Source organism: Rhodococcus sp. IEGM 1379, from assembly GCF_030056815.1.
In the GTDB taxonomy this organism is placed as follows: domain Bacteria; phylum Actinomycetota; class Actinomycetes; order Mycobacteriales; family Mycobacteriaceae; genus Rhodococcus_F.
In genome coordinates this window covers 1-22,309 of sequence record NZ_JASHKR010000067.1, presented here as the reverse complement: position 1 = coordinate 22,309, position 22,309 = coordinate 1, and the positions used below count along the sequence as shown (strand labels likewise).

Here is a 22,309-nt window from a genome sequence, read left to right as displayed (position 1 = left end):
CAGCCACGTTCGACCCCACTCGCGGGTCGGCGCTGTCGTGGCTACTCACCCTCGCACACCGGCGAGCAGTGGACCGGGTTCGGTCCGAGCAGTCGAGTTCGGACCGCCAAGCCCTGTACGACACAACAAACACGACACCGGAGTTCGACGTCGTCAGTGAAGAAGTCACCCGCAGAGACGAACATCGTGCCATCACCGCATGCTTGGACACGCTGACGCCGACACAACGGGAATCGGTGACCCTCGCCTACTACGGCGGGCGAACGTACCGCGAGGTGGCCGAAGACCTCGGCGTGGCGATACCCACGATAAAGTCACGAATTCGCGACGGACTCATCCGGTTACGCGGATGTCTGGGGGTGAACTGAAATGGACGAAGAACTGATCGGCTGGGCGTACCCCTATGCCATCGACGCCCTCGATCTCGACGAGCGTCGGACCGTCGACGTTCTCCTGGCAGGCACCGACGACACCACTCGCGCTGAATTCGAAGCACAGGTTCGGCTCACGGCCGAGACGATGGCAGACCTGAGCACGCTCGATGCGCTCGAACCACCACCCGCACTACGCAATCGAATTCTCGATGCCGTCGCACTGACGCCACAAACTCCCGAGCTGGCTCCCCCGGTGTCGCTCGCGGCGGAACGTCGCAAGCGCCGCAGTCCATGGGGCATGGCACTCGCCGCCGCAGCCGCGGCGGTCATCGTGGTGAGTGGGATCGGCATCGGAGTTCAGGCCAGCGACAATACCCCGTCCCCGAACACGGTTTCGGAGATCATGGCCGCACCCGACGTGCGCACCACCACCCTGGATATCCCGGGCGGGGGCACCGCAACGACGGCCTTCTCGCCGTCCGAGGATGCTGCCGTGCTGACGATGAACAACGTCACTCCCCCGAGCGCGGACAAGGTCTACCAGATGTGGCTCGTCGCCCCGGACGGCGTCACCATGACGCCGGCGGGCACCATGGCACCTGGCGACGTCAAACCCGCCACTCAGGTTGTCCTCGACGGCGTCGGAACCAACACGAGGTTGGCGTTCACCGTCGAACCTGCTGGCGGCTCTACGACGCCGACAGACGACCCCTTCGCCATCATTCCGCTTATCTGACGACGAACTGAAAAAGATATGCCCCACCGAGATCTTCAGTTCTATCGGTCGTTGCAACACCTCTACATCATGGGAGTTGCAGCGACCGCGGCACATTCCGACGATCAGAGACCGGAGAAGCGGAAATACTCGATCGAAGACAACGACCGGTTCTTCGAGTAGTTCGGCAGCGTCCCCATCGTCGCCTGACCTCGCGGTTGCTGCGACATGCGCACAATGAACGAGGAAACCCGGACGGAGAAGTAGACGCCACGACCACCGCGGACCAGAAGAATTCCTTCGCCTACGATAGGTCGGCGACTCATTGAGCACACCCATCGCTACCGGCCTCGTGCGGTCTCCCATTTGCTGCTTGGCTGCTCTACTCAGGGCGCGTCAAGAACGAAGCCGCCTTCGCAGCGATGGCCAGAGCAAACCCGATTCCCGCCTCCGGTTCAATTCCGGCGGCGCGGCCTGCGTCGTCGACATATTCCACGTGATTTCCTGTTCTATCGGTTCGGTTAGCGCTTTCAGCCATTGTGGTACTGCGACGACCTCAGGGGCGCCGCCATGTGCGGAGGGTGACCCACCCGGTTTCTGCTAGTCAAGGCGCTGCCACCGAGAAACGCCGCAGCGGGGATACGCGTGCCCGGTGGTGGAGTACGCGATATCCGTTGTCTTCCACCACTCTCAAGATTTCGCCGTACAGTTCGAATGCCGTGCGTATCGCTGGTCACACAAGGGGTCGAGCATGTCGATCCCCGGTTCAGCTGATCGATACACCGCCCGGGTACGCGCGATCAGATGTGCGAGTGCACGCTCGACCCTGACATCGTTGCGGCCAGTGCTCCTGCAATACCGGAGAAGATCCTCATCGACTCCGGCGACACCAATTTGGGAGTGTCGGATTCAGAGAACATGCCCTCTGCCACGGTGGAGCATTCCCCGCCGGAGCTGAACAGAGGCTGATACCGCCCTGCTATATGGCAATCCCTCGCCAAGGCGTTCCGGGAGGAATACCGTGTCAATTGCGCAGCGGTGAGCATTGAAAGACTTACCTCGGTCCGCCACGTACAGATGGCCCGCCCACCGGCTGTGTACTCGCCGGGGGTAGGCCATCTGGCGCACGCGCACGAAGGATCAACGCGCTTTTACCGGGACCACCACCTCATTGCGCCGCAGGAACGAGATGGTCCAGGGCGGATCGTAAAACCAGGCGACGGGTTCGCCGTTCGGAACCCACGCGGTTTTCTCCAACACGCGCAGCAGTTCGGCGGTTCGCGCGGCGACCGTCCCCCGACTGCGGTCGCCGGTGAAACGCAGTGCCGCCATCGTCTCGCCAAGGACCTCCACAAGTTCCACGTTCTGCTCCTCGGGAGTGGGCAGCGTGTCCATCGTCCGTTGCGACGGCATGTAGAACCGGACGACCCACGAGTCGCCCGGACCGCTTGCCTGCGATACCGGCGCGGTCATCGCGATCTTCGACTTACCCACGTTGGCGCCGAAGATATAGCCGGCCAGACGCCGAAAACCTGCGCTACGGGCGCTCTCCTCATCCCCCGGCACCGTGGTCTCGGCTGCGATACGCGGACCGTACCGGCGGATCTCGAGTCCCTGAGTCTCCTCCTGGACGTCATAGCGAGGCTCTTCGGTACCGCTGCGAAGACCTACCAGCGAGCCAAAGCCCTTCGCCACATCAGTCACCATCGACACCAACGACATCTCGTCCTCCTATCAGAACAGCTCTGGGCATTGAAAGGGACCGAAAGCTTCGCTGCCAGACTGTCCGACGTATCGGCCCAGGTCAGCGAAGACGGCAGCCTCACACGAGCCCGCGGCCACGAACCCCCGGCGCGCAGAAGGATCGCCTGGACGCAATCCGTGCCGCGCACACCGCGCTGGCGCGCGAACATCAAAGCAGCCCCGGAGCCCACAGGCTCCGGGAAGTGATCCGCGCCCTGCCCCCCACTCACGAGACGGTTCTCGTATTGCCGTACCAAAGCAGTCAACGAACCCGAAAGCCTGATCGTAATAGAATACACTAAAGCTGTTGCTGCGCAACATAAATGACCACCTTGCCGCCGTTGGACGTCACCACTTTTGCGTATGGACGGATAGTCACCGGGCCGGTGGCGCTCTGCACATATCCGTGAACACCGGACAACCGCACCGCCGCTTTCGACCTGACGGTAGGAGGTGGGCCGGGAGAATACAACGCCACTGTCGCTCCCGTAAGCGCAACCGAATAGCCGATCTGATAGCCGATCGTCAGCTTGGTACCGGTGAAACCGTCGGCACCCGGACCGTCGATCTTCACGCTGGCAACGCCGCCGTGGAAGAACTCGATGCTGAGCGGCGAACTGTCGAGCGGAGGGACCGTATAGATGAATGTGTCACTCTGCAGGACTTCGATCCGGTTACCTTTGGAATCGACGATTGAGCTGGCGTTGTCGACACCGGCCGATGTGGTGGCGCCACTCAGTGCGATGGCAAGGACAGCGACGGCCCCGACCCACTGATCCGCGACCTAACACCAACTGTTCCGCTGACCCGTGAAGCCCTTATGCACAAGCACCATCCCATCCGGTTGTGGCCCCTGACGCCTATCCAACGCCTTCCGAGGTTGGAGTCTGTCGGAGCTGCATGAACGAATTCGTCGTAAACGACTTCGACCAACAACCCTTTCGAAGTACCCACGTCGCACCGTCAAAATACCCATGTCACACCGTCACCAAACGGGCGTACATGGGCCTATATCGTTTTGGTGTTGGGTTTTCCCAGTTCGGCGGACCTCTAGGGCCGAAGGGGGGATGAACTGCTCCTGTCTGCGCCAGGCACCGGACCGCTCACCGCGGCGACGACGGCGCAATAATCGACATCGCAAGGCGCGATCGATCGCCTACGGGGCACTACGAGGTATCCCCGATCCGGGTACGCCGTCGCAGCCACACCCCGGCCGAAAGAGGGCACGTCTGGTCGCCTGACCCGACACTCCGCCACCACGGAGCATCCGACGAGAGATGCCGTAGGCCGCAGACCCCCAAGTCACTTGCCATGCCTGGATGCGGCGCGCAGTCGGCCTTGACGAACGCTAGGGCTCTCGTCTGAAATCAGTGTGCATTGGTGGTTCCCGGAGCTGACCGGAATGGATTAACGACCGCAAGATGTACTGCTCGAAATTGCGGAAGGTCAACGAGATAGCCTACAAATGTTCGAGTCGACCGTTGACCGCCTCCGCCGGACCGTTGGATGCACCGGTATCCGAAGTGCGCCAGGATCTCTTTCCACCGCGCCCAGGGACCGCGTCCGAGTTACGCCAAATCCGCAAATTCTTTCTCCGGCACCTGATTTTATCCGTTTGAGGACCGTGAACATCGCCAACTTCCCGGCCCACTCGTCATGGGTCGACGTACGCCGCAACAAGATCCTGGTAGACGTGTTCGGTGACCTCGACATCGACATACTCCTCGTCTACCAACACAGCTTCGAGCCGCGCCTTCTGACGGTCGGTACGCAGCTGCTGCCGGGTCAGCAGGACCGCTTGATGCCGCGCAACGGGTCGCCGGCCACGGCCTCCGTGACCGAGCCGTGGCCTGGATCCGTTGCCCGGACTCGGTGAGCTTCTCCGCAGCGAGATGAACGACGCGAAACGGACGCATTGCCGTCCGTGCCTGGGTAACGCAGCCTTGGCAGCGGTGTCACTCACCTGCTCTGTCGTGTAGCAGGTATCGAGGCCCTCGTCACGTACTTGTGAGTTCATTCAAGAGAGTTGGACGGAACCTTCGATTCTGCGTTCACTGGTAGTGATTGGGTAGTCGCAGGGCGTGTGAGATCCGGGCGTGGGCGATACCCCGAAAGGGAACATGATGAACAGGCTCGAAGGTAAGAATGTAGTAATCACAGGCGCCGCCAGCGGAATCGGTCGCGCGGCTGCACAACTCATGACTGCGGAAGGCGCCAAGGTTCTGGTTGCTGATCTCGACCCTGCTCGCGCGGAGGAATCGGCAATGGCGATCCGCGAGACAGGTGGCAATGCAGTAGGTTTCGGTGTCGACGTCATGGACGAGGACTCGATTTCCGCGATGATCGAACGAGCAGTCACCGAATTCGGTGGCATCAACGTCCTGTGCAATCACGTGGGAGGAAGCAACCCGCGCAAAGACCTCGACCTACTACGGATGGACCTCGATGAGTGGGATCGGGTGATGTCACTCAACATCCGCAGCACTGTCGTCGCTTCACGACTCGCAATACCCCACATGAAGAGCGCCGGCGGTGGGTCGATCGTGAACACGGCCTCGGTGGGTGGATTGATCGGCGACTCTTTGCAATCTGCTTACGGATCCGCCAAGGCTGCAGTAATCAGGCTCACTCAGTACATCGCCGTCCAGTATGGATCGGAAAGTATTCGATGCAATGCCGTCGCGCCGGGCGCGATCATGACGCCCGCACTTGTCGACAACATTCCCGCTGATGTCATCGAAGGCATGAAGCACGCGAACGCGCTGCCGTATCTCGGCGAACCGGAGGACATCGCACATGCGATGGTATTTCTCGCATCGGACGAATCCCGCTATATGACGGGGCAGACTCTGGTGCTCGACGGTGGCCTCACGAGCAAGAGTCCTCTGGCGACCGGCCGTTCGTCGATGTTGGGCTGAGCCAGCTACACCACCCGCCGGGGCCGAACGCAACGATGTCGACTGGAAGTGGACTCGTGATGGGGAAGATCGACCGTCCTTGGAATGCCGTAGGAGGCGACAGGGGACCTCTGACGGTGATGGAGAAACCAGGGCATCGATCAGTGTCACCTCCCGCAATATCGACACACCACCCGGATCGGTATTCACCGTCCTGAGATATCAGGCGGTATCGCACCGGAACCTCCTACGGGCGGCTTCTTTTCTCCTGCATGTTTCTGTCTACCGCGGACATACGGGGTTAGTCGTGAGCGGGCAACTCCGCGCAGATAGTGAGTCTCCGCGTTGTGTGCTCAACGTGGTAGACGTAGGGCGCCCGCTCTGATTGCAAGAGTGGGGGTTTCGCCATTGGTTGGCAGGTTGCAAGCCGGGTACAGGTGCGTTGTCACTGACTCTAAGAGCTCACGGCTCCGTCAGAGCCGTGAGCGTAAACGAGCGGCAGTCTCGGCTCTGCCGCCGCGAAGCACGGGGTCGTGGGAGTCGGCTGCTACCTGCTGGCCACCACCTTGGCAGGGGGAGCATGACGTCCCGCAGCCTGTCAGCGGGATTCAGGATGCCGTCGATGCCGTGGCCGCGCGCCCGATCGGTCCGCTCACGTGCGGACTGGGGTAGGTCCAGCTATCCCGCGTGCCGTGAGAGACGGCCGGCCGGTGGGGATCAGTTCCAGGGCGGGACGCGCACGGGGTTACGGTCCGGCTCGTTCCGTGGCCTGCGCCGCCCACTCCGGCGACCTACCGACGCGAACGTGCGGGGTGACATCAAACTCACCTAGAAGCCGAAAATTAGCTAGAGGTTGATAATCAATGACTAGTCATGTCAACTGTACCAACATACCGCAATAACTGAACACTTACAGGAGTTCGCATGGTCAACCTGATCCAGATCGACCCAGCCGTCCCGGCAACATACGCGATGAGCCGACAGAAGGCTGCCGAATTCTTGGGCATCTCGGTAGACAGCGTGGGTTTCCTTCTCAAATCCCGCTACCTCCCGGACCTCGACGCCCGTCGTCTCCTGTCGATGGCGAGCCAACCGTGGCTCTACAGCGACGGCAACTACCCCGTCCTACAACAGGGCGCTTCGGAACACGCACCCAAGAAGTTAGTCCCGCCGCGTAAGTACATCGGCGAGAGCGCAGCTCACTCCGACATCGAATGCGTCGAAGCAAACCAGGGCGTCTGGGCCGGATTTAACGTCGACCACGTTCTGACCGCACGTTTCCTTCCCGTCACGCTGCGCAAGTTCCCCGTCTCCGTCCTGCAGATCCACGAAGCTAACAGTGCCGACGAAGAGCGAGTGTCGTTTGTCGCTACTCTCGCGGGACGTGTCCGCGAACTGGGTGCGCCGCACCTCAACTACATCGACAAGTCACTGAGCGCCGAAGATCAGGAGATCGTCAAGACTCTCCTCACTTCGCGCAGCACCTCGACGGTGCCCGGTCCGTGCGGAAAGCTCAAGCAGCCCAACGCTTAACGAGAAGGCCTCTGCACTGCGGCACAGCAGTTGATCGCGCAGGAAACGCCGTTGGCGGTTCCGCCCAGCAACGGCTCGTTCCCCAGTCGCAGGGGCCCTTCACCGTTCACCAGTTCCGCGATAAGCGTCGGCACCAACTGAGCAAAACGCTGATCTCGGCCGGGTGTCGCAGCGCGCACGAAGTCCATACCGAGCTCTGCCGCTTTGTCTTTGGCCTCGGTGTCGAGATCCCACAGCACTTCGAGGTGATCGGACACAAATCCGACCGGACAGACGATCACGGCGCGGACGTCCTTGGTGGACAACACTTCCAGATGATCGCAGATGTCAGGATCGAGCCACGGAACCTGCGGCGGTCCTGATCGCGACTGCCACACCAGATCAAAATCGTCGACGCCCGTTGCTTGCGCAACTAGTCGTGCAGCTTCCGCGACCTGGCGGCTGTACAGATTGCCGCCTAGTTCTGGCGGCCCGGCATTCTTGTCGGCAGCAATCGGCACCGAATGCGCGGTGAACACCAAGCGAGCGGCATCGCGCGTTGCTTCCGGCAAGGATGCCCGCGCTTCGCGTACTCCGTCGGCGAAAGCGCTGATGACCAGCGGATGGTCGTAATACTGGCGAAGTTTCGTGAGCGTGGGCGCGCCCTCGCCGACAGTAATCCGCGCGCGAGAAATGTCCTCGTGATATTGACGGCAACCCGAGTAGCCGCCCCACGCCGACGTCGCAAACACCACTGCGTTGCGGATGCCGTCGTCGCGCATTTTTGCGACGGTGTCCTCGACCATGGGATGCCAATTGCGATTACCGAAGTAAATCGGCAATTCCAGCCCTGCACTGGCCAGTTCCGATTCGACGCGTGCGATCAGATCTCGGTTGAGCGCGTTGATAGGAGAGACGCCGCCGAAATGCATGTAGTGCTCCACCACAGCGTCGAGACGCTCCGGCGGTACTCCCCTTCCGCGCGTGACATTTTCGAGGAAGGGCCTGACGTCTTCGGGTTTCTCGGGGCCTCCGAACGACAACACGAGAAGAGCATCGAACGAGGTGTCCACACTGGCGGTCATGCGTTCAATCTTGCGTGATGCCGTTATCCGGGAGAAATCCGGGTACTCGAGCCATGGCGATTGAACAGCCACGAGGAGGAACATATGAGCATCACTGAAAACCAGTCACTGCCCACCCAGCGACTATCCATCCAAGAGGTAGACCCCGAGGCGTACAAGGGCATGCTGGCCATCGAAAAATACGTCCACTCGGGCGACCTCGAGCCCAAAACCATCCATCTGCTCAAGATCCGCGCCTCACAACTCAACGGCTGCGCCTACTGCTTGGACATGCACACCACCGAGGCGCGAAAAGACGGTGAAGACCAGCGTCGACTGGACGTCGTGTCAGCCTGGCGGGAGGCAAAAGCGTGGTTCAGTGAGCCTGAGCAAGCCGTCCTGGAATTCACGGAACAAATGACGCTCCTCGGGCGAGGCGGAGTATCGGACGAAGTCTGGGCACGCGTGAAGGCGTCATACACCGACAGTCAGGTAGTCCGCCTGTTGATGGCAGTCTCAGCAATCAACGTCTGGAACAGGCTGGCAATCTCGACGCATCAGACACTGCCCGCTCTGTAATCCCAAGATCCACACATCACGAGGCAGGTTCGACTTCACCTGGAGGCAGAACCTCCAGGTAAAGACGAACCGATAAGAACTGCTTGTATCAGCCAACCATCGCGTGGAAGCCACCGTCGACGTAGATGATCGACGCGGTGGTGCCGGGCAGCCAATCCGAGAGAACGGTGCACACGGTCTTGGCGACGGGCTCGCGGTCGTCGACATCCCAACCGATGGGAGCAGCGCCGTCCCACGCGGTGTTCAGCTTGTCGAGCTCGGCTCCCGGGCCGGTGCTGTCGCCGGCAATAGCCTTGGCTGCGAGAGTCTTGATCGGGCCGGAGGACACCAGGTTCGAGCGGATGCCCCGCACGCCGACCTCCTTGGCCACGTACCGGTTGACAGCCTCGAGGGTGGCCTTGGAGACACCCATCCAGTTGTAGAACGGCATCGCACGCGCCGGATCGAAATCCATGCCGACGATGGACCCGTTGTCGTTGAGCACCGGCATCAGGGCCTTGGCCAACGCACTGTACGAGTAGGCGGAAACCTCCAGCGCAACAGCCACATCGGACCACGGCGCATCCATGAACGGACTGCCCAGGCAGGAACGGGGTGCAAAACCGATGGAATGGACGACGCCGTCGATACCTTCGGGCGCCAACTCACGGACGCGATCGGCCAGGGTGGCGAGATCCTCGGGGTTCTGGACGTCGAGAGAGATGGCGGGCGGCACCGGCTGCGGCAGACGCTGAGCGATGCGGTCGATCAGGCGCAGACGATCGAATCCCGTGATCAGCACCTTGGCACCCTGCTCCTGCGCGACCTTGGCCACGTGGAACGCGATAGACGCATCGGTGATGATGCCGGTGACAAGAATGGTCTTACCCTCGAGCAAACCGCCCATGAGTTGTCCTCCTGAAGTGAGACGAAACGAAGAATGGAAAGTGTGTAGACGACAGAGCTAGTGACCCATGCCAAGGCCGCCGTCAACAGGAATGACCGCACCCGAGACGTAAGCCGAATCATCGGAAGCGAGGAAACTGACAACTGCCGCAACGTCTTCCGGCTTTCCGGTGCGCTGCAACGGGATAAACTCGGTGGCCTTGTCCTTGACGTCATCGCCCAGAGCAGCCGTCATGTCCGTCTCGATGAAACCGGGAGCGACAACATTTGCGGTGATCGATCGGGAGCCCAGTTCACGCGTCAATGAACGAGCGATCCCGATGATGCCGGCCTTGGACGCGGCGTAGTTGACCTGGCCGGCTTGACCCGCCAGACCCACGACCGACCCCAGAAAGATGAACCGGCCGAAACGCGCACGCAGCATCGAACGCGTCGCCCGCTTGGAGAGGCGGAACGTGCCGGTGAGGTTCGCGTCCAGGACGCTGGTGAACTGCTCCTCGCTCATCCGCATGATCAAGGTGTCATCGGTGACTCCGGCGTTGGCGACGATGACCTCGACGGGTCCCTGATGCGCCTCGACCTCTTTGAATGCACGGTCGATCGACTCGGTGTCGGTGACGTCGCAGACGACGCCGAACAGGCCTTCGGGTACACCGGATCCGCGGTGCGTGACCGCTACCTTGTGCCCGTCGGCGGCCAGGCGCTGAGCTACAGCCAAGCCGATGCCGCGGTTGCCGCCGGTGACGAGTACCGAGCGCGGAGTCGTGACGGTCCGTTCGGACACCACAGGGGTGGAGGGGGTAGACATGGCGATCAACCTATCAATTCTGCGAGGGCCGAGTACCGGCAATTGACGGACAGTTAGGAACAGTTAGCGACTACGGCAGTCGCTGGCGGGTTACCAGAGCGACGATCAAACCTGCAGTGGCAAACAAAACTCCGAGGATCAGCCACGGTTTGCTGGCGTCGCCGCGAGTGGTCTCGAAACCGATCTGCTCTTCGAGCGTGTCGTAGACGTCGCGCAACTCTTCGAGGCTTGACGCCGTGAAAAAACTTCCGCCGGACAGATTCGCGATTTCCTTGAGCGACGCGTCGTCGACGGGAACGGGGATGCGGTCACCTTCGATCTCGACACGGCCGTACGTCGTGCCGAACGAGATGGTGGAAATCGGAACACCCTTGTCCTTGGCCTGGCGGGCCGCAGTGAATCCGCCGCGCGGGTCGTCCTCACCTTCAGGGACGGTCTGCTTGCCGTCGGACAGCAGCACGATTCGGGCCGGCGGCGCCTGATCACTACCACCGAGCACGGCAGCCAACGTCTCGATCGACTGCAACGACGTGAAGATCGCTTCGCCTGTCGCCGTTCGCTCACTGAGCTTGAGATTGTCGATGGCAATCTTGGTCGCGTCTCGATTTGTCGTGGGAGACACCAGGACTGATGCCGTACCGGCAAATGCGACCAACCCGAGATTGATGCCTGGTGTCAGACCGTCGGCAAACGACTTGGCGGCTTCCTGCGCCGCGGCAAGGCGAGTCGGTTCGACGTCGGTGGCCTGCATCGACAGAGACACGTCGATCACGAGGATCACGGTGGCGCGGTTCCGCGGAACCTTCTTGTCTGCAGTCGGACCAGCCAACGCCACGGTGAAGAACACCAACGAGATCACCATCAAGATGGCGGAAACGTGGCGCCATCTGCCGGGACGCGACGGCGCCACCTTCTCCAGGAGCGCAAAATTCGTGAACCGCATTGTGTGCTTCTGCCGTTGTTTCTGCACAACGACGTAACCGACCACCAACGCGATGACAACAGCCAGAAACAGCAGCCACCACGGCGCAGTGAATTGCGAAAGACTCACGAACGAACTCCCCCAGATCCGGCGCCGGCACCATACGTGTGGCGGCGAGCCGAGATGAATCGAACAACGTCAGCGATCCAGTCACGATCGGTATGCAGCGACATCAGCGGTGCCCCACACCGGCGCAATGCCTGCTGAACCTCCACGCGATGCTCCGCCGCCACGCGCGCAAAATCAGCACGCAACTGCGGAGTGGTCGAGAACTCGCGTGTCCGACCGGACTCCGGATCATGCAGAACCACATCACCGACGTCGGGCAACTCGAGATCGCGCGGATCAACAACCTCGACGCCGAGCACGTCGTGGCGACCGGAGATTGCGCGCAGCGGTCGTTCCCAATCGGTGGGTCCGAGGAAGTCGCTGATCACCACCGCCAACCCGCGACGACGCTGCGGGCGACGCAAGGCCTCGATCGCGCCGACCAGATCTCCGCGCACCCCGTCCGGAGCATGCGGCGTCGTGGCGATCTTGCGAAGCATCGCCTGAGCATGAACACGACCACCACGAGCCGGAATCCGCGTCATCTGCTCACCCGTGGAAATGATTGCGCCGACGCGATTGCCACCCGAACTCGTCAGATGCGTCACCGCGGCAGCGGCAGCAACAACCAGATCCCGCTTCTCACAGCCTGCGGTACCGAAATCGAGGCTCGCGGACAAGTCGATCACCAGCCACGTCTCGAGTTCCCGGTCCGCCACCGACTGCCGCACATGCGGATGCGTCGTACGAGCCGTGACGGACCAATCCATTTGCCGCACATCGTCACCGGGCTGATATTCGCGAGCTTCACCAGGTTCGGAACCTGGCCCGGGGATGAGGCCGAGATGATCGCCGTGCAATACGCCGTCGAGGCGTCGGCGAACTGTCAGCTCGAGCGTCCGCAAAGCGGCGGTCAATCGTGGATCACGAAGTTCACCGGACTCGAACGACGGCGGTGCGCCCGCATGTCCGGGAAGGTGACTTTCGGTCACTGCGGGCGACTCATCGGATCAGGGCTCATGACCGGCGCGCCGTTCCCTTGACCATTGACGCTGCCTGGCGGAGTGAATTGTGGTGCGGGCGCGCCCTGCTGGGGTTGCTGCGGTCCCGCAACACCGGGTCCCGCCACCGTCGGTACCGGTCGTGCAGCGATCTGCGGCAGGCCGACAGTCTGCAATACCCGCGCAATGACGGCGTCGGGAGTGACTTCGTCAGCCAAAGCGTCGTAGGACAACACGAGGCGGTGACGCAAGACGTCCGGGATGACCTCGACGACGTCCTGGGGCACAACGTAATCGCGGCCCCGAACAAATGCGAGGGCTCGTGAGGCGGCGATGATGCCGAGCGTCGCGCGCGGCGATGCTCCGTACGCGATCCAACCGGCGACGTCGTCCAAACCGAACTCGCGCGGAGTACGGGTGGCGGCGATGACACGAACCACGTAGTCCACCAACGCGTGATGGACAAAAACGCTACTCGCGACGCGTTGGAGTCGGACCAATTCTTCGGGCCCGAGAATCTGGTGCGGTTCCGGTGCTGTGACACCCATGCGATAGACGATTTCGCGTTCTTCTTCGATGGTCGGGTAATCGACGAGGATCTTGAACAGGAAGCGGTCACGCTGCGCTTCGGGAAGCGGGTAGACGCCCTCGTTCTCGATGGGGTTCTGTGTTGCCATCACCAGGAACGGGTCCGGCATGTGGTAGCGCTTGCCGCCGATGGAGACGTGGCGCTCAGCCATGACCTCGAGCAAAGCCGACTGCACCTTGGCGGGTGCACGGTTGATTTCGTCGGCAAGGACGAAGTTCGCAACGACAGGTCCGAGTTCGGTGTCGAACTCTTCACGTCCCTGACGGTAGATGCGAGTACCGATCAAGTCGGTGGGCACGAGGTCCGGAGTGAACTGCACACGGGAGAAGGAACCACCGACCACCTTCGCGAAGGTTTCGACGGCCAGCGTCTTCGCCACACCGGGTACACCTTCGAGAAGCACATGCCCCTTGGCCAACAGTCCGACGAGTATCCGCTCGACCAGACGATCCTGACCGACGATGACACGTTTGACCTCGTAGATCGCTCGTTCCAAAGTCTGCACGTCGGCAGCGAGAGACGGCGCTACCCCGCCAGTTGTTCCACTCGCTTTGTCTACGTCGACCGATCCGATCGAATCTTCACGTGAGGTCACCAAGAATCCATCGCTTTCACCTAGAAAAGTTCCGACAGTAACGCGTTCCCCGCCAACTATTCCAGGTAGTTGCCCGCGATGCCGTAACCCCACGTCGACACGGGCAACCGAACCAGACAACAGGGGCATCGAGGACTCAGCTGTTGGTCGCGATCAAGACACCAACCGCACGGCATACGGCGTCATACCGCCCCAGCGGACAGGCGAGACCATGACGCTGGAACCGGACTGCGGAGCTTCGAGCATCTGCCCGTTACCGAGGTAGAGCGCCACGTGCTGACTTGCGTTGGGGCCATAGAAGATCATGTCGCCGCGTTTCATCTCCGACGCCGGAACCTGGGTACCCGCGGTGTACTGGTAGCCGGTGTAGTGCGGCAAGGAGATTCCGACACCCGCGAAGGCATAGATCATCAGACCCGAGCAGTCGAACCCGATCTTGTTGAAGTCGCCGTAACTGTCGGCTACTCCGCCGTCACGGATTCCGCGTGTCGGCCCGTTCTCGTCGCCGCCGCCCCACGCGTACTGAATGCCGAGCTGCGACATTCCGCGGTCGATGACCGATTCGATTGCAGAACTGCCACCGACAGCCGGCGGCGTCGGCTTGGGCTTCGGTGTCGTCGTGGGCGGCGTGGGCTTCGGTGTCGTCGTGGGCGGCGTGGGCTTCGGTGTGGTGGGTTTCGGCGTGGTGGGCTTCGGTGTGGCGACCGGAGTGTCCTCGTCGGTCGTCGTGTCCTCGTCGGTTGTCGTTTCTTCGTCCGTTGACGTGTCTGTGCCAGTTGACGTGTCCTCGTCATCGTCGCCGGGGATGACGGTGGGCGTCGGATCTTCGACGGCGGTGTGTGGACGCTGAGCAGCGGCCAGGGCGGCAGCGCGATCCTTTGCTGCCTGATCGGCGGCAGCGCGTGCAGCAGCTTGCGCGGCGGCTTCCTTCGCTGCCGCTTCGAGAGCAGCCTGATGGGCTTCTTCGGCGCGACGCTGTTCATCCCAGGTTGCGTACGCCTGACGCTGACCTTGAAGGCCGGCAACCGCATTGCGGGCGGCGTCCAGCTGAGCTTGCGCAGAGTTGCGGTTCGCTTCGATGGAAGCCTTCTTCGCAACCTGCTGGTCAAGTGCGTTGCGGGCAATCTCGATTGCCTGCTCGGCCAAGGCCTTCAAATTTGCGGCAACCTCGGCTGCAGCATCGGCTTGCTGCTTGGCCTGACGGGTCTCGGAATCCTTGTTTGCCTGCTCGGTCCGTGCGCGCTGCAAGCCGTCGAGCACGGCACGCTGAGAACTGGAGAGCAATTTGAGGACCTGGGCGCGGTCCAGGACGTCGCCCGGGCCCTTGGCGTCGAGGAACGAGGAGATCGATGCCGTGTTGGTGCCCTTGACGTAACTCGATCGGGCGTATTTGTCGAAATCGGTCTGCGCTACGGCGATCTGCGCGCCGGCGTCCTTGAGTGCTTGCTTGGTGACTCCGACGGCCTGGGCTGCGGTATCAGCGGCACTTCGTGCGTTCTGGAGGTCGACAAGGGTCTTGTTGACGTCTTCTCGTTTGATTGCAACTTCGTTGTCGAGCGACGTCAACTGTTCGTTTGCTGCAGCAACTTGATTGATAAGTGCGCTGACAGTGCCGACATTCGACGACACCTGAGAATCCGCGGAAGCGATTTCGGAATCACTGGGATTGCGCGGTGGCGGGGGTACTGCGGCACCGACGCCGGGTGTTCCGACGACCAATGCGCTGACAATGCCGATACCGACTAGAAGCTGTGCCAGACGGGCCGACGCTCGGGAAGGTCCACGGCGGCTGAATCCGCCACGTGTTACTTGCCTCACAAATAACTCTCCCTCGCGTGTTCGCCACGGGCCCGCTGGGTCGCCGATCCGTGCGGGGAGGGAATGCGCAGGAAGCTATGACGCCGCGTCGGCGTCATCGGTGAGCGTGAACCGAATCGGTTCCGCTCTCCTTGATGAGGTTCGACTTCGGTGCCCGGCGCCCGAAAATATGAGGCGTCACGCAAAGTCCATCGAACAACAACAGTCTTTCTGCGACACTTCTTCCCCAAAAAGTGCCAGTTGCACCGTACGACACTTGAGAGAACTTTGGAAACTTTAGCCACAAATAACACAAAGAGTATTTCGCCAGGTGAATGGCCGTATCTACCAAAAAGTGCAGGTACTCACCCCAAATGCGGGTGAGTACCTGTTTTCACGAATTATGTGGAAGTTTGCGTCTCGGGCGACGCTTACGCCGGTCCGGCGGGTCCGACGGTCCGTGGCACCGAACTCTCAACGTGCCCACTTTGTTCGGTTTCGGGCTCCCGGCGCCACTTCGCCACAAACGTGACAGCTGCAATGATCGCCACGATTGCCACCAAAAGCACCGTGTACAGCGCCCACGGAGGCCCGGGTTCAACGATCTCGTGAGAGAAACGATCGGCGGTGCTGGCGGCACTGTCACCGAACGCAATATCCTGCGCAGTCTCGAGCTGGACTCGGCTGATGGAATCGCTGTAGCTGCCCATCCAATTCGGGCTCAGGACCAGGACAGTGCCACCCTCGGTTTCACCGACCGTGGTGGCGAGATCACGCAGATCGGTATCCCGGCCCGGGTTCTCGCCGAGCACGACCACACTCAAATCGATTCCACGCTCACGGGCATCAGCGACTACCGCCGTCAGAGCGCCGACATCGCCTGCCGGTGCGGAAACTCCGCTCTGCGCAACGTCCGCGAGAACGTCGTCGAGATCGACGTTCGACGGGACCTCGACATGCAGAGGCTGGCTCGACTGCAGGGGCGTGAAGACCAAGTGTGTAGGAGCAGACATCTCTCATCCGGGTGCTGTTCGGATTCACCCAGAACGTAGCTGTGTGAAAATCATCCGAGGTCGTGGTCGGCGGCATAGCCACCGAGGTTTTCAGCGGCACAGCCGCCGAGGTTTCAGCGGCACAGCCGCAGCGGGCCTGAATGCACCCTACTTGAGGTTGACTGCAACTCCGCGTCACATCGACGCCTGGCACATCCCGGCTCTGATCGATTGTGCGCCCGGTCACCCAGTCCGCCCTGCGTTGCGCAGCCTCGCAGACTACGTGAAGATTGTGTCGGTCAAGTTGCCCCGAAGTCTCACAGGACAAGCGTACTGTTAGACTTCAGACCGAGAGGTACCTCGGTTCGGCCGAGTCCGATTCAGCTCCGATGTTCAGACAGTTCCGAAGATGAACTGTGCGATTGGCGTGAGCTGGCAATGGATACGCCGAGTAGAAGTACCTCGCTTCAGCTGCCGACACAGCCCCGTCGGTGGCGACCCTCATACACGAGTGGAGCAGACGTGAGCACCAGTATTGATTCGTTCGGAGCCAAGGGAAACCTCGAGGTCGGTGAGAACTCTTACGAGATCTTCCGCCTCTCGGCAGTCCCCGGTACCGAGAAATTGCCTTATTCCTTGAAGGTTCTCGCTGAGAACCTTCTCCGCACCGAAGACGGTGCCAACATCACCGCGGATCACATCCGCGCAATCGCAAGCTGGGATCCCGCAGCCCAGCCGAGCATCGAAATCCAGTTCACGCCGGCCCGCGTGATCATGCAGGACTTCACCGGCGTTCCTTGTATCGTCGACCTCGCCACCATGCGTGAGGCTGTCACCACCCTCGGCGGTGACCCGAACAAGGTCAACCCGCTCTCCCCCGCCGACATGGTCATCGACCACTCGGTCATCCTCGACGTCTTCGGCCAGGCCGACGCACTCGAGCGCAACGTCGATCTCGAATACCAGCGCAACGGCGAGCGCTACCAGTTCCTCCGTTGGGGCCAAGGCGCATTCGACGACTTCAAGGTCGTCCCCCCGGGAATGGGCATCGTTCACCAGGTCAACATCGAGTACCTGGCGCCCACCGTCATGTCCCGTAACGGACAGGCATACCCCGACACCTGCGTCGGCACCGACTCGCACACCACGATGGTCAACGGCCTCGGCGTGCTCGGCTGGGGCGTCGGCGGCATCGAGGCCGAGGCAGCCATGCTCGGCCAGCCCGTCTCCATGCTCATCCCGCGCGTCGTCGGCTTCAAGCTCTCCGGTGAGATCAAGCCCGGCGTCACCGCAACCGACGTCGTTCTGACCGCTACCGAGATGCTCCGCAAGCACGGCGTCGTCGGCAAGTTCGTCGAGTTCTACGGCAAGGGCGTCGCCGAGGTTCCCCTCGCGAACCGCGCAACCCTGGGCAACATGAGCCCCGAATTCGGTTCCACCGCAGCGATTTTCCCGATCGACAGCGAAACCATCGACTACCTGCGCCTCACCGGCCGCAGCGACGAGCAGCTCGCTCTCGTCGAGGCGTACGCGAAGGAACAGGGTCTGTGGCACAACCCCGATCAGGAGCCCGTCTTCTCCGAGTACATCGAGCTCGATCTGGGAACAGTTGTTCCCTCGATCGCCGGCCCGAAGCGCCCGCAGGACCGAATCCTGTTGTCGGAGTCCAAGCCTGCATTCCGCAAGGACATCCATACCTACGTGGACGACGATGCCCCGGCCGAGCACACTCAGCTCGACGAGGCCGTCGAAGAGTCCTTCCCCGCTTCCGATCCCGCTGCGCTCTCGTTCGCCGATGACGGAGCGGTCAATGCTCTCTCGGCTGCAAACGGCGCACAGGGCCGTCCGAGCAAGCCGGTAGTCGTCAAATCCGAGGCCGGCGAGTTCGTCCTCGATCACGGCGCAGTAGTCGTTGCCGGCATCACGTCGTGCACCAACACGTCCAACCCGTCGGTCATGCTCGGAGCCGCACTTCTCGCACGCAACGCCGTCGAAAAGGGTCTCTCGACCAAGCCTTGGGTCAAGACGAACATGGCTCCCGGCTCGCAGGTTGTCACCGACTACTACGAGAAGGCCGGCCTGTGGCCGTACCTCGAGAAGCTCGGCTACTACCTCGGTGGATACGGCTGCACCACGTGCATCGGTAACACCGGACCGCTGCCCGAGGCAGTCTCCAAGGCGATCAACGACAACGACCTTTCGGTCACCGCCGTGCTCTCCGGTAACCGTAACTTCGAGGGTCGCATCTCCCCCGATGTGAAGATGAACTACTTGGCTTCCCCGCCGCTCGTGATTGCTTACGGGCTCGCCGGAACCATGGACTTCGACTTCGAGACGGACTCGCTCGGCAACGACACCGAGGGCAACCCGGTGTTCCTGAAGGACATCTGGCCGTCCACCCAGGAAATCGAAGAGACGATCAAGTCGTCGATCGATCAGGACATGTTCCGCAAGTCCTACGCGACCATCTTCGCGGGCGACAGCCGCTGGCAGAATCTCGAAACGCCGAAGGGTGACACCTTCGAGTGGGACGAGAACTCCACCTACGTGCGGAAGCCACCGTACTTCGATGGCATGACGATGGATCCGGCTCCGGTCAAGGACATCAAGGGCGCTCGCGTCCTGGCACTGCTCGGCGACTCGGTCACCACCGACCACATCAGCCCCGCAGGTCCGATCAAGGCCGGCACCCCCGCCGCGCAGTACCTCGATTCCCATGGCGTCGAGCGTGCGGACTACAACTCGCTCGGTTCGCGTCGCGGCAACCACGAGGTCATGATTCGCGGAACGTTCGCGAACATCCGTCTACGCAACCAGCTCCTCGACGCAGTTGTCGAAGGCGGCGTCTCCGGCGGTTACACCCGCGACTTCACCGTCGACGGCGGCCCGCAGGCCTTCATTTACGACGCGTCGCAGAACTACCAGGCAGCCGGCATCCCGCTGGTCGTCCTGGGCGGCAAGGAGTACGGCTCCGGATCCTCGCGTGACTGGGCAGCCAAGGGCACCAGCCTCCTCGGTGTCAAGGCCGTCATCACCGAGTCGTTCGAGCGTATTCACCGCTCCAACCTCATCGGTATGGGCGTTGTCCCGCTGCAGTTCCCGGTCGGCGAGTCTGCCGGTTCGCTCGGACTCACCGGCACCGAGACGTTCGACATCGTCGGCGTCGAGAAGCTCAACGAGGGCGTTACCCCGAAGACCATGAAGGTCATCGCCACTCGCGAGAACGGCGACAAGGTCGAGTTCGACGCAGTCGTGCGCATCGATACGCCCGGTGAAGCGGATTACTACCGCAACGGTGGCATCCTGCAGTACGTGCTCCGCAACATGATCCGCGGCTAGTTCGCCACTGCCCTACCGCACGGCGGACTCAGCGACCTGCTGAGTCCGCCGTGTGCGTTAGGTACCGGTTCATGGGTGAAAGCGATTCTGCGGGAGCCGAATCGATCGATCCGAGAAGCGCGAGACGAGGACAAGAACGTGCCCAAGGTCAGTGAAGACCATCTCGCGGCACGGCGCAGTCAGATCCTTGACGGCGCCCGCCGCTGCTTTGCGGAATACGGCTACGACGGCGCCACCGTCCGCCGACTCGAAGAAGTGACAGGATTGTCCCGTGGGGCGATCTTCCATCACTTCAAGGACAAGGACGGCCTGTTTCTCGCGCTTGCGAGTGAGGACGCGAGCCGCATGGCGGACGTCGTCGCCGAAGAGGGTCTTGTTCAGGTGATGCGCGACATGCTCGCACAGCCCGATCAATTCGATTGGCTGGGAACACGACTCGAAATCGCTCGCCGACTTCGAACTGATGCGGAATTCCGCGCGAAGTGGTCTCAGCGGTCGGCTGAACTCACCGAAGCCACCAGCGCACGTCTCGCTCGCCAAAAATCAGCTGGCCGGCTGCGTGACGACGTCCCCACCGACGTCCTGATCGGATACCTCGATCTGGTGTTAGACGGTCTTGTCGCGCGTATCGCGTCCGGCCACGCCGGCGACAATCTGTCGGCCGTGCTCGATCTGGTCGAGGAATCCGTGCGTCGACGGGATTAGGGGCTTCGCCCCTGTGCGTGCTTTTGGTAGTACTGACTACCGAAAAGGCGCACAGGGGCACCGTCCCTCAGCACTTGAACACCGACCAGCAGATGCCGTTTCGCAACAGTTGATCATCGAGTACCAGCTCGCGAATCGCCTCTGGGAGTTGGTCACGCTGCCACTGACACTCGAGTCGCCCAGCGGTCTCACGCTCGCCATCCGGCGCGGCAGCACGCGCGGCCTTGATCGCATAGGCGGCCGCACCGAGCTCATGTGCAGCGACATGCGCGACGGCTCCTGCCTGGCCGGCGGCGTACGCAGCGTGCCGCGGTGCCCCACGCAGATCTCTGGCCGCACCCATTGCGTGGCCGCCCGCCGCGCGAGCCTCCATCACCTTGACCTCGCCACGCACCCAGGCGCGGACATGCTCGATAGCCTGACGCGGCCGCGTGTCATCAGGGCGAGCCGACTCGAAGAGGTCCAGAACATGCCCCGCACACGCTGCAGCCCACAGAGCGAGGAGCTGGTGATCCGAATCAGTGAGGGTCCCACCACGGCGAATCGTCACGAAGCGAGGGTCCCGGATCTTCGGAAGAATCATCGAGTAGGACTGGTCTTGGGGTGCAGGACATCAGAAATGCTTATGTACCCAGCCTTAGGTTCCGTTGGAAGGCTGATCGGCAAAAGCCCCATGCTCTCACGGCATTCGTTGACCGAAAAAACGTACTGTGCACAGTGAGGCTTGACCTGTACGTCAGGGAACTGAGCCCGAAGCTCGTGAATAATTTCGTACCCATCGTCGTACCAGTCGAAGACCTTTATCCCGGGAAGCCAACGTGGACGCGAAGCGAAGCCGTCGATCTCCTCCACGAAAAACCTTTGGAACCGGTCAGTCCACGCCAGTATCTTGGCACCCAAGGCATCGTCAATCCCGATTTGACGGGGAAGAACGTATGGCTGCTCCGACTGGACTGTTACAAGTTCCCTCGAAGGCCAGAGAGAACTGGGATGACCATAGTCTGGATAGACTCTGATCATGAGTCCTTCCACTCGGTCGACCATTCGTCATCACCTGCCAATCCGGTAGCGAAATCTCTCGAGGTTGGATCCGCAATTCTTCCCGGGCTAGTCGCCCTGCCAGACTATCCCGGACCGCTACTACTGAACATTGTTGGATTGCGACGACGAATGCCGGCCAACTCTTATCGAGTTGGCCGGCATTTTTCGTCGGAGTGATCAGGCGAGCTGAATGAGCTCCAGGTATTCCTGCGACCAGTGATCCTCGTTGCCGTCGGGCAGAAGGATGACACGCTCGGGGTTAAGAGCCTCAGCGGCACCCGGATCGTGAGTCACCAGAACAACGGCGCCGGTGTAGCTGCGAAGTGCGTCGAGGACCTGCTCGCGAGAGATCGGGTCGAGGTTGTTAGTGGGCTCATCGAGCAGTAGGATGTTCGCGGCGGAAGACACAAGACCGGCCAGAGCCAGACGTGTCTTCTCACCACCGGAGAGGGTGCCGGCGGGCTGCTCGAGCTGCGGGCCCGTGAACATGAAAGCGCCCAGGAGTGAACGCAGTTCCTGCTCCCCCGTATCCGGCGCAGCGTGGCGGATGTTCTCCCATACCGAAGCGTCGTCGTCGAGGGTGTCGTGCTCCTGAGCGAAGTAGCCGACCTTCAAACCGTGACCCGCGATGAGCTCGCCGGCA

The 22,309-nt window shown here is 61.7% G+C and carries 21 protein-coding genes and 1 pseudogene; 7 read left to right on the top strand and 15 right to left on the bottom strand.

Features of this window, described 5'->3' with window-relative positions:
- Together QM600_RS23550 and QM600_RS23545 are read left to right on the top strand one after the other, a co-directional pair.
- The coding region (locus QM600_RS23550) for a sigma-70 family RNA polymerase sigma factor (RefSeq protein ID WP_283263990.1) at nt 1-368 on the top strand (368 nt) is incomplete at its 5' end.
- A gap of 1 nt (nt 369) precedes the next feature.
- The gene (locus tag QM600_RS23545; RefSeq protein WP_283263988.1) at nt 370-1,110 is read left to right on the top strand and encodes an anti-sigma factor; all 741 of its coding nucleotides are present in this window, start codon (nt 370-372) and stop codon (nt 1,108-1,110) included.
- A gap of 104 nt (nt 1,111-1,214) precedes the next feature.
- Here the strand turns inward: QM600_RS23545 and QM600_RS23540 are convergent, their stop codons facing one another.
- The 5 genes and pseudogenes from QM600_RS23540 to QM600_RS23520 all read right to left on the bottom strand — a co-directional run bounded on the left by QM600_RS23540 (nt 1,215) and on the right by QM600_RS23520 (nt 4,849).
- Nucleotides 1,215-1,415 (bottom strand): hypothetical protein, encoded by a 201-nt coding sequence (locus QM600_RS23540; protein WP_283263987.1) that lies wholly within the window; start codon nt 1,413-1,415, stop codon nt 1,215-1,217.
- Between the two features lie 814 nt (nt 1,416-2,229).
- Nucleotides 2,230-2,811: an SOUL family heme-binding protein gene (locus QM600_RS23530; protein ID WP_283263986.1), complete on the bottom strand. Its 582-nt coding sequence runs from the start codon at nt 2,809-2,811 to the stop codon at nt 2,230-2,232.
- 319 nt (nt 2,812-3,130) lie between these two features.
- Entirely contained in the window at nt 3,131-3,577 is a 447-nt protein-coding gene (locus QM600_RS23525; RefSeq protein ID WP_283263994.1) for an MspA family porin, read from the bottom strand.
- A gap of 603 nt (nt 3,578-4,180) precedes the next feature.
- Nucleotides 4,181-4,400: pseudogene (locus tag QM600_RS30015) on the bottom strand (transposase); the annotation flags it as partial.
- 86 nt (nt 4,401-4,486) lie between these two features.
- Nucleotides 4,487-4,849 carry a hypothetical protein gene (locus tag QM600_RS23520; protein WP_283263985.1) on the bottom strand — a complete coding sequence of 121 codons (363 nt, stop codon included), beginning with the start codon at nt 4,847-4,849 and terminating at the stop codon, nt 4,487-4,489.
- Between the two features lie 106 nt (nt 4,850-4,955).
- Between QM600_RS23520 and QM600_RS23515 the strand changes: the two genes are divergently transcribed.
- Both QM600_RS23515 and QM600_RS23510 read left to right on the top strand, forming a co-directional pair.
- On the top strand, nt 4,956-5,750 hold the full coding sequence (locus tag QM600_RS23515; RefSeq protein WP_283263984.1) for an SDR family NAD(P)-dependent oxidoreductase: 795 nt from the start codon (nt 4,956-4,958) through the stop codon (nt 5,748-5,750).
- A 903-nt stretch (nt 5,751-6,653) separates the two neighbouring features.
- On the top strand, nt 6,654-7,262 hold the full coding sequence (locus QM600_RS23510) for a transcriptional regulator (RefSeq protein ID WP_283263982.1): 609 nt from the start codon (nt 6,654-6,656) through the stop codon (nt 7,260-7,262).
- Here the strand turns inward: QM600_RS23510 and QM600_RS23505 are convergent.
- A complete protein-coding gene (locus QM600_RS23505) occupies nt 7,259-8,326 on the bottom strand; it encodes a ferrochelatase (protein WP_283263980.1) in 1,068 nt (355 codons plus the stop codon). The genes QM600_RS23510 and QM600_RS23505 overlap by 4 nt on opposite strands.
- 84 nt (nt 8,327-8,410) lie before the next feature.
- Between QM600_RS23505 and QM600_RS23500 the strand changes: the two genes are divergently transcribed.
- On the top strand, nt 8,411-8,884 hold the full coding sequence (locus QM600_RS23500) for a carboxymuconolactone decarboxylase family protein (RefSeq protein WP_283263979.1): 474 nt from the start codon (nt 8,411-8,413) through the stop codon (nt 8,882-8,884).
- Nucleotides 8,885-8,972: 88 nt separating this feature from the next.
- Here QM600_RS23500 and inhA read toward each other — a convergent pair whose 3' ends face one another.
- The 7 genes from inhA to QM600_RS23465 all read right to left on the bottom strand — a co-directional run bounded on the left by inhA (nt 8,973) and on the right by QM600_RS23465 (nt 16,602).
- Nucleotides 8,973-9,770: an NADH-dependent enoyl-ACP reductase InhA gene (gene inhA / locus QM600_RS23495; RefSeq protein WP_094272843.1), complete on the bottom strand. Its 798-nt coding sequence runs from the start codon at nt 9,768-9,770 to the stop codon at nt 8,973-8,975.
- A gap of 57 nt (nt 9,771-9,827) precedes the next feature.
- Nucleotides 9,828-10,577 (bottom strand): 3-oxoacyl-ACP reductase FabG1, encoded by a 750-nt coding sequence (gene fabG1, locus QM600_RS23490; protein ID WP_283263978.1) that lies wholly within the window; start codon nt 10,575-10,577, stop codon nt 9,828-9,830.
- A gap of 70 nt (nt 10,578-10,647) precedes the next feature.
- Entirely contained in the window at nt 10,648-11,628 is a 981-nt protein-coding gene (locus QM600_RS23485) for a VWA domain-containing protein (RefSeq protein ID WP_094272841.1), read from the bottom strand.
- On the bottom strand, nt 11,625-12,599 hold the full coding sequence (locus QM600_RS23480; RefSeq protein WP_094272840.1) for a DUF58 domain-containing protein: 975 nt from the start codon (nt 12,597-12,599) through the stop codon (nt 11,625-11,627). The genes QM600_RS23485 and QM600_RS23480 overlap by 4 nt, the downstream gene beginning before the upstream one ends.
- On the bottom strand, nt 12,596-13,792 hold the full coding sequence (locus tag QM600_RS23475) for an AAA family ATPase (protein WP_502943083.1): 1,197 nt from the start codon (nt 13,790-13,792) through the stop codon (nt 12,596-12,598). Before QM600_RS23475 ends, QM600_RS23480 begins: the two co-directional genes overlap by 4 nt.
- Nucleotides 13,793-13,945: 153 nt before the next feature.
- Nucleotides 13,946-15,610, bottom strand: coding sequence for an NlpC/P60 family protein (locus tag QM600_RS23470; protein WP_283263976.1), 1,665 nt, complete (start codon nt 15,608-15,610; stop codon nt 13,946-13,948).
- A gap of 410 nt (nt 15,611-16,020) precedes the next feature.
- A complete protein-coding gene (locus QM600_RS23465) occupies nt 16,021-16,602 on the bottom strand; it encodes an Rv1476 family membrane protein (protein WP_283263975.1) in 582 nt (193 codons plus the stop codon).
- 501 nt (nt 16,603-17,103) lie between these two features.
- Here QM600_RS23465 and acnA point away from each other — a divergent pair.
- Together acnA and QM600_RS23455 are read left to right on the top strand one after the other, a co-directional pair.
- On the top strand, nt 17,104-19,920 hold the full coding sequence (acnA, locus tag QM600_RS23460; RefSeq protein ID WP_283263973.1) for an aconitate hydratase AcnA: 2,817 nt from the start codon (nt 17,104-17,106) through the stop codon (nt 19,918-19,920).
- Nucleotides 19,921-20,058: 138 nt separating this feature from the next.
- Nucleotides 20,059-20,625: a TetR/AcrR family transcriptional regulator gene (locus QM600_RS23455; RefSeq protein ID WP_283263992.1), complete on the top strand. Its 567-nt coding sequence runs from the start codon at nt 20,059-20,061 to the stop codon at nt 20,623-20,625.
- Between the two features lie 67 nt (nt 20,626-20,692).
- Here QM600_RS23455 and QM600_RS23450 read toward each other — a convergent pair whose 3' ends face one another.
- Entirely contained in the window at nt 20,693-21,208 is a 516-nt protein-coding gene (locus QM600_RS23450; RefSeq protein ID WP_283263971.1) for a putative immunity protein, read from the bottom strand.
- A gap of 635 nt (nt 21,209-21,843) precedes the next feature.
- Nucleotides 21,844-22,309: ATP-binding cassette domain-containing protein (locus tag QM600_RS23445; RefSeq protein WP_283263969.1), on the bottom strand; the 466-nt coding region annotated here is incomplete at its 5' end.

Excerpts from the sequence above, each read along its gene's own strand:
- QM600_RS23545 (WP_283263988.1), top strand. The coding sequence starts at position 370 with ATGGACGAAGAACTGATCGGCTGGGCGTACCCCTATGCCATCGACGCC.
- QM600_RS23540 (WP_283263987.1), bottom strand. The coding sequence starts at position 1,415 with ATGAGTCGCCGACCTATCGTAGGCGAAGGAATTCTTCTGGTCCGCGGT.
- QM600_RS23530 (WP_283263986.1), bottom strand. The coding sequence starts at position 2,811 with ATGTCGTTGGTGTCGATGGTGACTGATGTGGCGAAGGGCTTTGGCTCG.
- QM600_RS23520 (WP_283263985.1), bottom strand. The coding sequence starts at position 4,849 with ATGAACTCACAAGTACGTGACGAGGGCCTCGATACCTGCTACACGACA.
- QM600_RS23515 (WP_283263984.1), top strand. The coding sequence starts at position 4,956 with ATGAACAGGCTCGAAGGTAAGAATGTAGTAATCACAGGCGCCGCCAGC.
- QM600_RS23510 (WP_283263982.1), top strand. The coding sequence starts at position 6,654 with ATGGTCAACCTGATCCAGATCGACCCAGCCGTCCCGGCAACATACGCG.
- QM600_RS23505 (WP_283263980.1), bottom strand. The coding sequence starts at position 8,326 with ATGACCGCCAGTGTGGACACCTCGTTCGATGCTCTTCTCGTGTTGTCG.
- QM600_RS23500 (WP_283263979.1), top strand. The coding sequence starts at position 8,411 with ATGAGCATCACTGAAAACCAGTCACTGCCCACCCAGCGACTATCCATC.
- inhA (WP_094272843.1), bottom strand. The coding sequence starts at position 9,770 with ATGGGCGGTTTGCTCGAGGGTAAGACCATTCTTGTCACCGGCATCATC.
- fabG1 (WP_283263978.1), bottom strand. The coding sequence starts at position 10,577 with ATGTCTACCCCCTCCACCCCTGTGGTGTCCGAACGGACCGTCACGACT.
- QM600_RS23465 (WP_283263975.1), bottom strand. The coding sequence starts at position 16,602 with ATGTCTGCTCCTACACACTTGGTCTTCACGCCCCTGCAGTCGAGCCAG.
- QM600_RS23450 (WP_283263971.1), bottom strand. The coding sequence starts at position 21,208 with ATGATTCTTCCGAAGATCCGGGACCCTCGCTTCGTGACGATTCGCCGT.